This is a genomic window from Burkholderia sp. Bp9090 (genome assembly GCF_003857985.1).
In the GTDB taxonomy this organism is placed as follows: domain Bacteria; phylum Pseudomonadota; class Gammaproteobacteria; order Burkholderiales; family Burkholderiaceae; genus Burkholderia.
Map to the genome: position 1 here is coordinate 22,513 of NZ_QTPV01000054.1, position 14,099 is coordinate 36,611.

General features: G+C 64.6%; 14 protein-coding genes and 1 tRNA gene. 11 read left to right on the top strand and 4 right to left on the bottom strand.

Features of this window, described 5'->3' with window-relative positions; all coding sequences use genetic code 11:
• The first annotated feature begins 12 nt into the window (after positions 1–12).
• On the top strand, positions 13–921 hold the full coding sequence (gene rapZ / locus DIE16_RS32245; protein ID WP_124894134.1) for an RNase adapter RapZ: 909 nt from the start codon (positions 13–15) through the stop codon (positions 919–921).
• A gap of 26 nt (positions 922–947) precedes the next feature.
• Complete coding sequence (locus DIE16_RS32250) at positions 948–1,583, top strand: LON peptidase substrate-binding domain-containing protein (protein ID WP_124486506.1); 636 nt, start codon at positions 948–950, stop codon at positions 1,581–1,583.
• Positions 1,584–1,703: 120 nt separating this feature from the next.
• Here DIE16_RS32250 and mutY read toward each other — a convergent pair whose 3' ends face one another.
• Together mutY and mutM are read right to left on the bottom strand one after the other, a co-directional pair.
• Entirely contained in the window at positions 1,704–2,810 is a 1,107-nt protein-coding gene (gene mutY / locus DIE16_RS32255) for an A/G-specific adenine glycosylase (RefSeq protein WP_124894135.1), read from the bottom strand.
• Between the two features lie 37 nt (positions 2,811–2,847).
• Positions 2,848–3,675 carry a bifunctional DNA-formamidopyrimidine glycosylase/DNA-(apurinic or apyrimidinic site) lyase gene (gene mutM, locus DIE16_RS32260; protein WP_044847468.1) on the bottom strand — a complete coding sequence of 276 codons (828 nt, stop codon included), beginning with the start codon at positions 3,673–3,675 and terminating at the stop codon, positions 2,848–2,850.
• Positions 3,676–3,761: 86 nt separating this feature from the next.
• On the opposite strand from mutM, the gene DIE16_RS32265 reads away from it, so the two are divergent.
• The 8 genes from DIE16_RS32265 to hisC all read left to right on the top strand — a co-directional run bounded on the left by DIE16_RS32265 (position 3,762) and on the right by hisC (position 10,939).
• Entirely contained in the window at positions 3,762–5,585 is a 1,824-nt protein-coding gene (locus DIE16_RS32265) for a tetratricopeptide repeat protein (RefSeq protein ID WP_124486508.1), read from the top strand.
• Complete coding sequence (lolB, locus tag DIE16_RS32270) at positions 5,585–6,205, top strand: lipoprotein insertase outer membrane protein LolB (RefSeq protein ID WP_124894136.1); 621 nt, start codon at positions 5,585–5,587, stop codon at positions 6,203–6,205. Before DIE16_RS32265 ends, lolB begins: the two co-directional genes overlap by 1 nt.
• A 27-nt stretch (positions 6,206–6,232) precedes the next feature.
• Positions 6,233–7,114 (top strand): 4-(cytidine 5'-diphospho)-2-C-methyl-D-erythritol kinase, encoded by an 882-nt coding sequence (ispE, locus tag DIE16_RS32275; protein ID WP_124894137.1) that lies wholly within the window; start codon positions 6,233–6,235, stop codon positions 7,112–7,114.
• A gap of 53 nt (positions 7,115–7,167) precedes the next feature.
• Positions 7,168–7,244 (top strand) — tRNA-Gln (locus tag DIE16_RS32280).
• 44 nt (positions 7,245–7,288) lie between these two features.
• Positions 7,289–8,251: a ribose-phosphate pyrophosphokinase gene (locus tag DIE16_RS32285; RefSeq protein WP_044847472.1), complete on the top strand. Its 963-nt coding sequence runs from the start codon at positions 7,289–7,291 to the stop codon at positions 8,249–8,251.
• A gap of 162 nt (positions 8,252–8,413) precedes the next feature.
• On the top strand, positions 8,414–9,022 hold the full coding sequence (locus DIE16_RS32290; protein ID WP_044847489.1) for a 50S ribosomal protein L25/general stress protein Ctc: 609 nt from the start codon (positions 8,414–8,416) through the stop codon (positions 9,020–9,022).
• A gap of 119 nt (positions 9,023–9,141) precedes the next feature.
• Entirely contained in the window at positions 9,142–9,741 is a 600-nt protein-coding gene (pth, locus tag DIE16_RS32295) for an aminoacyl-tRNA hydrolase (RefSeq protein WP_124486511.1), read from the top strand.
• A gap of 130 nt (positions 9,742–9,871) precedes the next feature.
• On the top strand, positions 9,872–10,939 hold the full coding sequence (hisC, locus tag DIE16_RS32300) for a histidinol-phosphate transaminase (RefSeq protein ID WP_124894138.1): 1,068 nt from the start codon (positions 9,872–9,874) through the stop codon (positions 10,937–10,939).
• 94 nt (positions 10,940–11,033) lie between these two features.
• On the opposite strand, the gene DIE16_RS32305 is transcribed toward hisC, so the two are convergent.
• Together DIE16_RS32305 and DIE16_RS32310 are read right to left on the bottom strand one after the other, a co-directional pair.
• Positions 11,034–11,300, bottom strand: coding sequence for a YfhL family 4Fe-4S dicluster ferredoxin (locus tag DIE16_RS32305; RefSeq protein ID WP_124486513.1), 267 nt, complete (start codon positions 11,298–11,300; stop codon positions 11,034–11,036).
• Between the two features lie 346 nt (positions 11,301–11,646).
• Positions 11,647–12,636, bottom strand: coding sequence for a hypothetical protein (locus tag DIE16_RS32310; protein ID WP_124894139.1), 990 nt, complete (start codon positions 12,634–12,636; stop codon positions 11,647–11,649).
• 352 nt (positions 12,637–12,988) lie between these two features.
• Here DIE16_RS32310 and DIE16_RS32315 point away from each other — a divergent pair, with 352 nt between their 5' ends.
• Complete coding sequence (locus DIE16_RS32315; RefSeq protein ID WP_124894140.1) at positions 12,989–14,080, top strand: hypothetical protein; 1,092 nt, start codon at positions 12,989–12,991, stop codon at positions 14,078–14,080.
• Positions 14,081–14,099 lie beyond the last annotated feature (19 nt).

Here is a 14,099-nt window from a genome sequence, read left to right on the forward strand (position 1 = left end):
TCTCTGCTTCCCATGCGCATCGTCCTCATCACCGGCATCTCCGGCTCAGGCAAGTCCGTCGCGCTGAACGCGCTCGAAGACGCAGGCTACTACTGCGTCGACAACCTGCCGCCGCACGTGCTCCCCGAACTCGCCCGCTACCTGGCCGACGGCGGCCAGCACCGGCTCGCGGTCGCGATCGATGCGCGTTCGAGCGCATCGCTGGACGAAATGCCCGGCCTGATCCGCTCGCTGTCGCTCGAGCACGATGTCCGCGTGCTGTTCCTCAACGCAAGCACGCAGGCGCTGATCCAGCGCTTCTCCGAAACGCGCCGGCGCCACCCGCTGTCCGGCTCGCCGTCGCACGACGCGAACGTCGGGCTGCTGTCGTCGCTCGAGGAAGCGATCGAGCGCGAACGCGAGCTGGTCGCGCCGCTCGCCGAATTCGGCCACCAGATCGATACGAGCACGCTGCGCGCGAACGTGCTGCGCACGTGGGTCAAGCGCTTCATCGAGCAGAAGAACAACGACCTGATGGTGATGTTCGAGTCATTCGGCTTCAAGCGCGGCGTGCCGCTCGATGCCGACCTGATGTTCGACGTACGCGCGCTGCCGAACCCGTACTACGACCATGAGCTGCGCCCGCTCACCGGGCTGGACCAGCCGGTCATCGCCTTTCTCGACGCACTGCCGATCGTCCGCCAGATGATCGACGACATCCATGCGTTCCTGATGAAATGGCTGCCGCACTTTCGTGAAGACAACCGCAGCTACCTGACCGTCGCCATCGGCTGCACGGGCGGTCAGCATCGCTCGGTGTTCATCGCGGAAACGCTCGCCGCGCGCCTCGCGCACGATGCGAACGTGATCGTGCGGCATCGTGACGCGCCGGTGGATGTCGACGCGTCGTCGCGGCTCGTCACCGAGGTCGAACGACCTTAGCGACACCGCCCTCTCGCCGGCGCGCCATGTCCACCCTATCGACCACCCTGATCGACCTACCGCTGTTTCCGCTGCATACGGTGCTGTTCCCCGGTGGCTTGCTGCCGCTCAAGGTATTCGAGGCGCGCTATCTCGACATGTCGCGCGCGTGCCTGCGCGACGACGCGCCGTTCGGCGTGTGCCTCCTGAAGAGCGGCCCCGAAGTCGCGCAGGACGGCGCCGTGTCGGTGCCCGAGACGATCGGCTGCATGGCGCGCATCACCGAGTGCGACACCGGCGAATTCGGGATGCTGTACCTGCAGGCGATCGGCACGCAGCGATTCGAGTTGCTGTCGTATCGCGTCGAAAGCAACGGGCTGCTGGTCGGGATCGCGGAGCCGCTGCCCGACGACATCCCGCTCGAAGGCGAACAGGCGCTCGCACAATTCGGCTCGTGCGCCGAGGTGCTCGAGCGCATCATCGAAGCGCTGAAGAAGTCCGAACCGGACAAGATGCCGTTCGGCGAACCGTTCCGCCTCGACGACCCGAGCTGGGTGTCGAACCGACTCGCGGAACTGCTGCCGCTCGACCTGCGCGCACGGCAGAAGCTGATGGAGTTTCCGGATGTCGGCGCGCGGATCGACGCCGTGCACCACGTGCTCGACCGGCACGGCTGGCTGTAAGGCGCGGCCGGCCAGCCGCGTCGCACCGGCGTCGCCGGGCGGATCATGCTGACGGGCGAGCCGACCGCGTCGGCGCGGCACTTCCGTAAGCACGGCCCGCGCCGCGCCCTTTCCCCATCGTTACAGCAGCGACCCGCTCAGCGCATCGAGCAGCTTGCGCACGGGCGCCGGTACGCCGTACGCATCGAGCCCGGCGAGCGGCACCCACGCCGTCTCGGCATCCCGTGCATGCGCAAGCGGAAGGCCGCCGTTCGTCATGTCGCTCAGCCGCGGCTCGATCTCGAGCCGGAAATGCGTGAACGTGTGCGTGAACGGCGCGAGCGGGACCGGGCCGCCGCCGCCGAAGCCACGCGCGAGTTCCACGAGCGCCGCATCGCCGTCCGCCTGCGGCAGGCACCACAGGCCGCCCCAGATGCCGGCCGGCGGACGCCGTTCGAGCAGCACGGCGTCGCCGTCGCGCAGCACGAGCATCCAGGTCTTGCGCGTCGGTACGGCCTTCTTCGGCCGCGCGGCCGGCAGTTCGCGCTGGCGGCCCGTGGATTGCGCGACGCAGTCGCCCGCGAACGGGCAGCGCGCGCAATCCGGCTTGCCGCGCACGCACAGCGTCGCGCCGAGATCCATCAGCCCCTGCGTATAGGCGCTCACGTCGGCCGCGTTCGCGGCATCCGGCAGCAGCGATTCGGCCAGCGCCCACATGTCGTTCTCGACGCGCTTCTCGCCCGGAAAGCCCTCGACGCCGAACACGCGCGCCAGCACGCGCTTCACGTTGCCGTCGAGGATCGTCGCGCGTGCACCGTATGCGAACGACGCGATCGCCGCGGCCGTCGAACGGCCGATGCCGGGCAGTTCGGCGAGCGCTTCCGGCGTCGACGGGAATACGCCGCCATGCTCGGCGACGACGACCTGCGCGCAGCGGTGCAGATTGCGCGCGCGCGAGTAGTAGCCGAGCCCGGCCCACAGCGCCATCACGTCGTCGGACGGCGCGGCCGCGAGCGCAGCGACGTCGGGAAAGCGCTCGAGAAAGCGCGTGTAATACGGGACGACGGTCGAGACCTGCGTCTGCTGCAGCATGATTTCCGACAGCCAGATCCAGTAGGGATCGCGGGTGTTCTGCCACGGCAGGTCGTGGCGGCCGTGCTCGCGCTGCCAGGCGATCAGTCGCGTGGCGAACGTGCGATGCAGCGGCGTGACGGGGAACGGAGCGGGGGCGATGCGGGGCGGCTTCAAGTGTTCGAATCTTCGGAAAAAGGTTGCAACGCGGGGCTCAACGCTGGCAGGTCGGGCAGTAATAGGTCGAGCGCTGACCCTGCACGATCTGGCGGATCGGCGTGCCGCAGACGCGGCAAGGCAGCCCCGCACGGTCGTAGACGAAGCAGTCGAGCTGGAAATAGCCGCTTTCGCCATTGCTGCCGACGAAATCGCGCAGCGTGCTGCCGCCGCGCTCGATCGCGTCGGCGAGCGTCGCGCGCACCGCGTCGGCCAGCCGCTCATAGCGCGGCAGCGACACCTTGCCGGCGGCGGTCGTCGGCCGGATGCCCGCGCGAAACAGGCTCTCCGACGCATAGATGTTGCCGACGCCGACAACCATGTCGCCCGCGAGCAGCGCCTGCTTGACCGACACCGTGCGGCCGCGCGTGCGTGCGTGCAGCAGCGCGCCGGTGAACGCCGGCGAGAACGGCTCGACGCCGAGGCTCGCGAGCAGCGGATGCGCATGCACGTCGCCGGCTTCGCGCGGGTGCCACAGCACGGCGCCGAAACGGCGCGGATCGCGGAACCGCAGCACGAATTCGTCGAAGATCCAGTCGATGTGGTCGTGTTTCGCAGCCACCGGCACGCCGGCCGCGGGCAGCACGCGCAGCGTGCCCGTCATCCCGAGATGGACGATGAACCAGCCTGCGTCGACCTCGAACAGCAGATACTTGCCGCGACGCTCGACGGCGAGCACCTCGCGCGCGCGCAACTGCTCGGCGAGCCCCGCCGGCACGGGCCAGCGCAGCATCGCGGTACGGACGTCGACACGCTCGACGCGGCGGCCCGCGACAAAGGGCTCGATGCCCCGGCGCGTGACTTCGACTTCTGGCAACTCTGGCATGTTCTACGGGTCTGAAACTGGATTCACGATCGTGCGTGTATTGTAGCGAGCGCGTTACAATCGGTTGAAACATCGAACGGATTTCCATGACCCTGCCCTCGAAGCTGCTTCTGAAGCGCCCCGCCGCCGAGCGCGGCGTGCGTGCCTTCCCGGTCCGCCGTGCGCTCGGCGCCGCGCTGTTCGCCGCCTGGACCCTCACCGCCATCCCGGCTCACGCGCAGGATCCGGCATCGGACGACGCGGAGCCGCAGGGCGCGTTCGAGCACGTGATGCCGGACGAGCAGAAGAATCTCCCGGGCGTCCCGCTGACGAGCCAGATCGTCTACCAGGTACTGGCCGCCGAAGTCGCGCTTCAGCGCAACCAGCCGGCGCCGGCCTACCAGACCTACCTCGCGCTCGCCCGCGACACGCGCGATCCGCGCATGGCGCAGCGTGCGACCGAGATCGCGCTCGGCGCGCAAAGCCCGGCCGACGCGCTGTCCGCGGCCAATCTCTGGCGCCAGTACGCACCGGATTCGAACCGCGCATCGCAAGTCGACGCCGCGCTGCTGGTGCTCGCCGGCAAGCCGGCCGACGCGCAGCCGATGCTCGCGCGCGAACTGGCCCGCGCGACCGGCGAAACGCGCGGCCCCGCGATCCTCGCGCTGCAGGCGCTGCTGGTGCGCGGCGCGGACCGCGTCGGCGGCCTCGCGGTGCTGAAGGACATGCTGAAGAACGACATGAACCGTCCCGAGGCGCAGCTCGCGATCGCGCGGCAGCAGCTCGCGGTCGACGACAAGGAAGGCGCCGCGCAGTCGCTGAAGCAGGCGCTGCAGATCCGCCCCGACTATCTGCCGGCGGCGCTGATGCTGTCGCAGATGGGGCCTGCCGAGCGCGCAGCCGGCATCACGTCGTTCGAGAAATATGTTCAGCAGAATCCGAAGTCGCGCGATGCGCGCCTCGCACTGTCGCAGCTCTACCTCGCCGACGACCGCCTCGACGACGCGCAGAAGCAGTTCGAGACGATGCGCAAGCTCGACGCGAAGGACCCGACGCCGCTGATGGCGCTCGCGCTGATCAAGATCCAGCAGAAGAAACTCGACGACGCGAACGCATACCTGAAGCAGTACGTGCAGCTCGGCAACAAGCAGCCGAACCTCGACGTCGGCCAGGGCTACATCTACCTCGCGCAGATCTCGATCGAACAGGGCAATGACGCGCAGGCGTCGCAATGGCTCGACAAGGTCGACCAGACGAGCCAGCACTACCTGCCCGCGCAGATCACGCGCGCGCAGCTCCTGCAGAAACAGGGCAAGACCGACGAGGCCCGCAAGGTGCTCGACGACCTGCCGATCAGCGATCCGCGCGATGCGGCCGTGGTCGCACGCACCGACGCGTCGATCCTGTTTACCGCGAAGCGCTATCCGGAAGCCGAGGCGCGACTCGCGCAGGCAGTCCAGGACTTCCCGGACGATCCCGACCTGCGCTACGACTACGCGATGGCCGCCGAGAAGACGGGCCACTACGCGGCAATGGAAAAGCAGCTGCGCGAGCTGATGCGCACGCAGCCCGACAACCCGCAGGCGTACAACGCGCTCGGCTATTCGCTGGCCGATCGCAACCAGCGCCTGCCCGAAGCCAGCAAGCTGATCGACAAGGCACTGTCGCTCGCGCCGAACGACGCGTACATCATGGACAGCCTCGGCTGGGTGAAGTACCGGATGGGCGACGCGGCCGGCGCGGCGAAGGTGCTGCGGCGCGCGTACGAGCTGCAGCCGAACGCCGAAATCGGCGCGCACCTCGGCGAAGTGCTGTGGAAGAGCGGCGCGCAGGACGACGCGCGCACCGCGTGGCGTGCCGCACAGAAGCTCGAGCCCGACAACGACACGCTCGTGCAGACGCTCAAGCGCCTGCAGATCAACGGCCTCTGATGCGAATGTTCCCGATGCTTTCCCTGTCTTCCCGCGCGCTGCGCACGCTGGCCGCGGCCGGCGCCGCGCTTGCGCTCGCCGGCTGCGCGAGCACGCCGCCGTCGGCGAATGCGCCGGCGGGCGCGGTGCTGCAGACGGCCGCGACGCACGCGTACCACGGCCGTTTCGCGGTGCAGTACAACGATCGCCTCGGCCGACCGCAGAACGTGTACGGCAACTTCGACTGGCAGGAGTACGGCGACGACGTGTCGCTGGAGCTGCGCAGCCCGCTCGGCCAGACGCTCGCGGTCGTGAAATCGACACCGCAGGCCGCGTCGCTCGAACTGCCGAACCGCCAGCCGCAATACGCGACGGACGTCGGCGAGCTGATGCAGAACACGCTCGGCTTCTCGCTGCCGCTGGCGGGCCTGCGCTACTGGCTGCTGCCGACGCCCGCGCCCGCGACGCCCGCGCAGACGGTGCGCGACCCGGCCGACACGACGCACGTCAAGCAGATCCGCCAGGACGGCTGGACGATCGACTATCTCGCCTACGCGGACGCACCGGCCACGGGCGTCAAACGCGTCAACCTCGTGCGCGCGACGCCGCCGCTCGACATCAAGCTCGTGCTCGACCAGTAAGCACCTGAACCTAGCCCCGACATACGCATGACCGATTCGATCCGCTCGCTGCGCAACTGCCTTGCGCCCGCGAAACTCAACCTGTTCCTGCACATCACCGGCCGCCGCCCGAACGGCTATCACGATCTGCAGAGCGTGTTCCAGCTGCTGAACTGGGGCGACACGCTGCATTTCACGCTGCGCGACGACGGTCGCGTCGCACGCGTCACCGACGTGCCGGGCGTGCCCGAGGAAAGCGATCTCGTCGTGCGCGCGGCCAACCTGCTGAAAACGCACACGGGCACCGCGGCCGGCGTCGACATCGAGATCGACAAGCGCCTGCCGATGGGCGCGGGCCTCGGCGGCGGCAGCTCCGACGCGGCAACGACGCTGCTCGCGCTGAACCGTCTGTGGCGACTGAACCTGCCGCGCGCGGAACTCCAGTCGCTCGCAGTGAAACTCGGTGCTGACGTTCCGTTTTTTGTTTTTGGAAAAAATGCGTTCGCAGAGGGTATCGGAGAAGAATTAGCTGAGGTAGAATTGCCGACTCGCTGGTTTTTGGTTGTGACGCCGCGAGTTCATGTCCCCACCGCTGAAATTTTTTCAGACGAGTTGTTGACAAGAGATACAAAGCGAGTCACAATTACAGACTTTCTTGCACAGCAAAACCGCGATGCGGGATGGCCAGATAGCTTCGGCCGGAACGATATGCAGCAAGTTGTGACAAGTAAGTACGCGGAAGTTGCGCAGGTGGTCAAATGGTTGTATAATATGACCCCCGCGAGGATGACCGGCTCCGGAGCAAGCGTGTTTGCAGCGTTTCATAGCAAGCACGAGGCAGAAGCGGCGCAAGCCAAGCTGCCCACCGGTTGGAACGGTGCAGTTGCCGAGAGCCTGAACGAGCATCCGCTCTTCGCTTTCGCGTCATGAAGTTTTGCTTTGCCGGATGGCCTACAAGTCCGGTGAAGTTATCAGTTGAGTGTAGGGGAGTCGCCAAGTTGGTCAAGGCACCGGATTTTGATTCCGGCATGCGAGGGTTCGAGTCCTTCCTCCCCTGCCAAAAATTTTCCCGCATTTCCCGCCTAAGCCTGAAGCAGGTGCACGATGAGCAGCCACAGCCATGATGGCTTGATGGTCTTTACTGGCAACGCGAATCCCGCGCTCGCCCAGGAAGTCGTCAATATCCTTGGAATCCCCCTCGGCAAAGCAATGGTCAGCCGTTTCTCCGACGGTGAGATCCAGGTCGAGATCCAGGAAAACGTGCGCGGCAAGGACGTCTTCGTCCTGCAATCCACGTGCGCGCCGGCCAACGACAACCTGATGGAACTGATGATCATGGTCGATGCGCTCAAGCGCGCATCCGCCGGCCGGATCACCGCTGCCATCCCCTACTTCGGCTATGCCCGCCAGGACCGACGCCCGCGTTCGGCGCGCGTCGCGATCTCGGCGAAGATCGTCGCGAACATGCTGGAAATCGCCGGCGTCGAGCGGATCATCACGATGGATCTGCACGCCGACCAGATTCAAGGCTTCTTCGACATCCCGGTCGACAACATCTACGCAACGCCGATCCTGCTGGGTGACCTGCGCAAGCAGAACTACTCGGATCTGCTCGTCGTGTCGCCGGACGTCGGCGGCGTGGTCCGCGCCCGGGCACTCGCGAAGCAACTCAACTGCGATCTCGCGATCATCGACAAGCGTCGCCCGAAGGCGAACGTCGCCGAAGTGATGAACATCATCGGTGAAGTCGAAGGCCGCACCTGCGTGATCATGGACGACATGGTCGATACGGCCGGCACGCTCTGCAAGGCCGCGCAAGTGCTGAAGGATCGCGGTGCGAAGCAGGTGTTCGCGTACGCGACGCACCCGGTTCTGTCGGGTGGCGCCGCCGAGCGTATCGCCGCATCGGCACTCGACGAGCTGGTCGTCACCGATACGATCCCGCTGTCGGCCGAGTCGCTGTCCTGCTCGAAGATCCGCTCGCTGACGAGCGCGAGCCTGCTGGCAGAAACGTTCTCGCGGATTCGCCGCGGCGACTCGGTGATGTCGCTGTTCGCGGAATCCTGATCGCGGAACGACACGATATAGCATGCGCAGAAAGCGAAGCGGCAACGCTTCGCTTTTTGCACAATCGGACGGGATAGACGAAACCCCGTCCGTTTCATCGGGGGCCGCCATTTCGCCGGCCCCGTTTTACTGCCTGGTCGCGGGCAGCAAATGGAGAATCACATGAAAGTCGTCGCTTTCGAGCGCCAACAGCAAGGTACGGGTGCGAGCCGCCGCCTGCGCAACGCCGGTAAGACCACGGGTATCGTCTACGGTGGCGAAGCAGCCCCGCAAAAGATCGAACTGGATCACAACGCGCTGTGGCACGCCCTGAAGAAGGAAGCCTTCCACTCGTCGATCCTCGACCTGGAAGTCGCTGGCCAGTCGCAACAGGTTCTGCTGCGCGACGTGCAATACCACCCGTTCAAGCAACTCGTGCTGCACGTGGACTTCCAGCGCGTCGACGCGAAGAAGAAGCTGCACACGAAGGTGCCGCTGCACTTCCTGAACGCTGAAGTCAGCCCGGCAGTGAAGCTGTCGAGCGCAATCGTCTCGCACGTCGCGACGGAAATCGAAGTCGAGTGCCTGCCGTCGGCCCTGCCGGAATTCCTCGAAGTCGATCTGTCGAAGATCGAAGCAGGTCAGTCGCTGCACGCGAAGGACATCGCACTGCCGAAGGGCGTGACGCTGGTCGCGCACGTCGACGCGGAAAACCCGGTTGTCGCATCGGCGACGGTCCCGGCTGGTGCCGTGTCGGACGCAGCAGGCGAAGGCGAAACGCCGGCTGCCTAAGCGGCTGCCCACGCGCCATTCGATCCGTTTCACGAAACGGTCGATGCAACCCGCCGCGGCTTGCCCGGCGGGTTTTTCTTTTTCTGCGCCCAGGCGGGCGCTGCCGCCTACGAAACGTCATGATCAAACTGATCGTCGGCCTCGGCAATCCCGGGGCGGAATACACCGCGACGCGCCACAACGCCGGCTTCTGGCTGATCGACCAGCTCGCCCGCGAAGCCGGCGCGACGCTGCGCGACGAGCGCCGCTTTCACGGCTTCTACGCAAAAGCGCGCCTGCACGGCGAGGAAGTCCACCTGCTCGAGCCGCAAACCTACATGAACCGCTCCGGCCAGTCGGTCGTCGCGCTCGCGAATTTCTTCAAGATCCTGCCCGACCAGATCCTCGTCGCCCACGACGAACTCGATCTGCCGCCCGGCACCGTGAAGCTGAAGCTCGGCGGCGGCAGCGGCGGCCACAACGGCCTGAAGGACATCTCCGCGCATCTGTCGTCGCAACAGTACTGGCGCCTGCGCATCGGCATCGGCCATCCGCGCGACCTGATCCCGGAAGGCTCGCGCGCCGGCGCGAAACCCGACGTCGCGAACTTCGTGCTGAAGCCGCCGCGCCGCGAGGAGCAGGACGTGATCGACGCATCGATCGAACGCGCGCTCGCCGTGATGCCGATGGTCGTCAAGGGCGAACTCGACCGCGCGACGATGCAGCTGCATCGCAACTGAACCCGCGCTGCACCGGCGCGGTGCAATGTGCCGCCCGGTTGCGCCGGGCAGCCCCGTCCTGCCGCGCAATTGCGCACTGCAACGCCCACATGCGGTAATCTGGTCGTTTTTGCCCGTCAGGAGCCAAGCGGTGAGCCGTTACTGGAGCGACGTCGTTCAGCAACTCGTGCCTTACGTGCCGGGCGAACAGCCCGCGCTCGCACACCCCGTCAAGCTGAACACCAACGAGAATCCCTATCCGCCTTCGCCGCGCGTCGTCGCGGCGATCGCACGCGAACTCGGCGATACCGGCGACACGCTGCGCCGCTACCCCGATCCGCTCGCGCGCGCACTGCGCGAGACGGTAGCGGCCCATCACCGCATCAAGCCCGAACAGGTCTTCGTCGGCAACGGCTCCGACGAAGTCCTCGCGCACGCATTCCAGGCCCTGCTCAAGCATGACCGGCCGCTGCGCTTTCCCGACATCTCGTACAGCTTCTACCCGACCTACGCGCGCCTGTATGGCGTAGAAACTTCGATCGTGCCGCTCGCGGACGACTTCTCGATCCGGGTCGAAGACTATCTCGACGACGCGGGCGGCGTGCTGTTCCCGAACCCGAACGCGCCGACCGGGCGCGCGCTGCCGCTCGCGGACATCGAGCGGATCGCGGCCGCGAACCCGTCGTCGGTCGTGCTGATCGACGAGGCGTATGTCGATTTCGGCGCGCAATCCGCGATCGCGCTGATCGACCGCCATCCGAACCTGCTCGTCGTGCACACGACGTCGAAGGCGCGCTCGCTCGCGGGCATGCGCGTCGGCTTCGCGTTCGGCGATGCCGCGTTGATCGACGCACTGAACCGCGTGAAGGACAGCTTCAATTCCTATCCGCTCGACCGGCTCGCGCAGGCCGCGGCGCAGGCGGCATACGAAGACACCGACTATTTCGGCGCGACCTGCCGGCGCGTGATCGACAGCCGCACGCGGCTCACGCACGCGCTCGAGGCGCTCGGTTTCGAGGTCGTGCCGTCGGCCGCGAACTTCGTGTTCGCGCGCCATCCCGCGCACGATGCGGGCACGATCGCGGCACAGCTAAAGGATCGGGAAATTTTCGTGCGGCACTTCCGGGCGCCGCGCATCGACCAGCACTTGCGCATCACCGTCGGTACCGACGCCGAATGCGACGCGCTCGTCGCGGCATTGCGCGAGCTGATCGGCTGAAACGGTAGCGGAAGCTGAAACGGAACCGGAACCGGCGCCGAACGGCGCCGGCCGAGGAAATCGTGACGTCGAGACGCGCGACGTCAGCAGGGCGTCACTGCACGTCGTCGCCCTTCGCGGCGGTCAACGCGTGATACTTCGCCATCAACTGCGCGTGCGATTCGTCGTGCTGCGGATCGCGCGGAATGCATTCGACCGGACACACCTGCTGGCACTGCGGCTCGTCGAAATGGCCGACGCACTCGGTGCACTTGTTCGGGTCGATCACGTAGATATCCGGGCCCATCGAAATCGCGCCGTTCGGGCACTCGGGCTCGCACACGTCGCAATTGATGCACTCGTCGGTAATCATCAAAGACATACTGCCACCAACTTTCCTAGAAAAAACAATACATTATAGCTTTTCAGCCTTCCGCACGGTCGTGCAGAATTCCCCGAAATTCGTGCTTGCGTGTTGCGGCTGAGTTGCACAGGTGTTGCAGATTTTTCACCGCACAAAGTCCAGATAGCATGCCGTGCCATGAGCAGCAAGGCGTTTGGGCACAATTGCGACGTGTGCGAGCCCGAGTGCCCGAACGGCGCGATTTCGATGGGCCCGGAAATCACGTGATCGACCGGACGACTGCTGTACCGTGCACCGGCGCAAACCACTCCTAGCGCAGGGCACAGACGCAGACATGGCGTCCGTGCGACATCTATCAACAATACTAAGGCACGGCAACAAATGAGGGGGGTTCCGAGGCATATTTCGCGCCAGCAGCAATCTGCTCGGACAATGCCTGAATGCGACCGTAAAGGTAGACGAATCTGTCCAGCGCTTCGACCTTCTCATCTGAGCCTTGGCGAATCGGCATATCCAGCCGCACCTTATGGACTGGGCCGAAGCGGGTTTCAGTGACAAAAATAGCAACGCCCCGTTCTATCCCGCCAGCACCCATTGGCTCCCGGTGAAGAAACCAGTTGCGGTACTCGCCCAAGTCAAATAACCACCTATCCGGCGTGTCTTCACGCCAGCCGTCGATGAGTGGTGTGATCAGCTGGTGACTCAGCGCATGAGCATTCACCGGCTTATGGGCCCAATCAATAAGCCTTGCATGACTGTCAATCTTCCGTGGAGCATCAACGTGCCTAGCGACAATAGCAGATAGGTAGTCCCGGGCAGCAGCCATTTCAGTCAGGAGCGAATGGAACGCAAGATGCAGATCCGACAAACTGATATTGCTGAAGCGTAGATTAACGGCCTCGCCACGCGCCAGAGCCGCAACCAGTTGACGGTGATACTGATCCGAAGCATCTCGCAATCGGATATCTGCTGCGCGTAGGCTGATCGCTACGTTTCGTGCCAGATTGGCGTAATCATCGTCGTTGGCGTTGCGTGCTTGATTCGATATCGCCCCCCACCGATCTGCCCCCCACAAAGCCCCCGACCCACGCACTACCATCGGATGCCAGATCTGCGATAAAAGGTTAGGGTCATCACGAATTATTTCGTTGATACCAAGCAGCGTAATGCTCAAATCATTCGCAAGCTGGGTGATCCGATCAGCCGGAACGGGGCCGATTTGGTGAAATTTTTCGTCCCGATGCACCGGTTGCACGATCCATCCCTGCGGTACCCTGAAGCCACGGATGCCACCGGAAAAGTGCACGACCTGCGTGGCTTGCGTAGTTCCATACTTGATGTTGGTTGCTTCCATCTTCTTTCCTGTCCGGTCGTCGTGGCAAGGTGGCAAATCCAAAATTTAGCGGAACTTGCGCCGGAGAATGATTCCGTGAGCGTGGAAGTAGCGAGTTAGCAGTTGAAGCCCCTTGAAGATATGATCCAGTTAAGTGAATCGCCGGTCGCCTGAGGCCGCCGTGCGCGCCTCGCATCGTGGCCAACACTCACCATACTCATGACCAGCACAATGGCCGCACAGGAAATTATTGGACAACCAGGGCTTCGCGTCGAGACCCTCCAGTCACAGCAAAGCAAAGCCCGCGCATCGCTGATTACGTGCAACTGTCGATGTGATCGACAATTCACTACGGCTCACCAGAAGAGCCATCATGCGTGTCTCCGATGTGCTTGACCCGACGCCTGCATTTGTCCTCTTGGGCTCGACCTGGCAGCAAATCGCCGAAACGACTGCAATGCCGCCGGTCATCGGATGCCGGACCGCAGCCTTGAACCTATTTGACCCGCCCCCTACACACCACAAAGCCGATATGCTCGCGATTAAAGGCATCGAACGAGTTTTCTACACGCGCGATGAGGTCAAGCAGATTACCGACGCCTACCAGCACATCTTCGGGCCGATCGGCGCCGAACTGCGCGACTATTGGGACCTCGACCGGAAGCGCGAGTGGGGTTGTTTGACGACCGATTTCCACAACGCCTCGTTCGAGCAATACGATGAAGCAAGCAAACGCGCCATCGAGATTGAGACCACCGTTTCTGATCCAGTGCAGCGAGGCCTCGCTCTGCGAGACGTCACCAGAAAAACTGGCGTTGGGCTCAGTCTTGGCGTGTGTCCGTGGACCGATCACGGCCTCTTCCAGACCTACGGGCAGAACAGGCATCAACAGCGATTGACAATCATCCTTGGGCATGACTGGTATCCCATTGTCCCCCGACGGGCAAAAAGGCCGCACCCCGTCGACGTGCCTCTGTCGCGCTATGCCGGCTTACGTGGCCTCACGAAGTACATCAACGTCGGTGCGGTGCCGGCGGCGATCATGGACAAGTCCGAGGTGTTGCTGTTTCTGAACTTCAAACCGGATTTTCGGCCGCCCAACGAACCTGTGAAGGGCCCCTTCGAGCCGTACGACCGTTGCGCCCAGGGCTTCAACGCGCTTGTCGAGGCAGCAAGCCATGAATTCAAGGTTCAGGTCATCAGCTGGGGAGCTAACGTCTGGCAGTTGCTCTGCAAGCAGGTGGCGGAGATACGCAAGCCTGTAGGCGTTTGCGTTCACGCCCGCACGAACGAAGGGTTCGGCCGTCCGCTCGAACTATGCTGTGGCCAACGCACCGTGCCCTATCTCCCGCTTGCGCACCCCTGCGACAGACGCAACTTCAACGAACATCATGCCGCGCATGCGTATGAAGGTTTCCTCAAGATGGGACTTGGGGGCAGGGGCAGCGTGACGGGAGATCTTTAGCAGCGGGCGCTGATCTGCA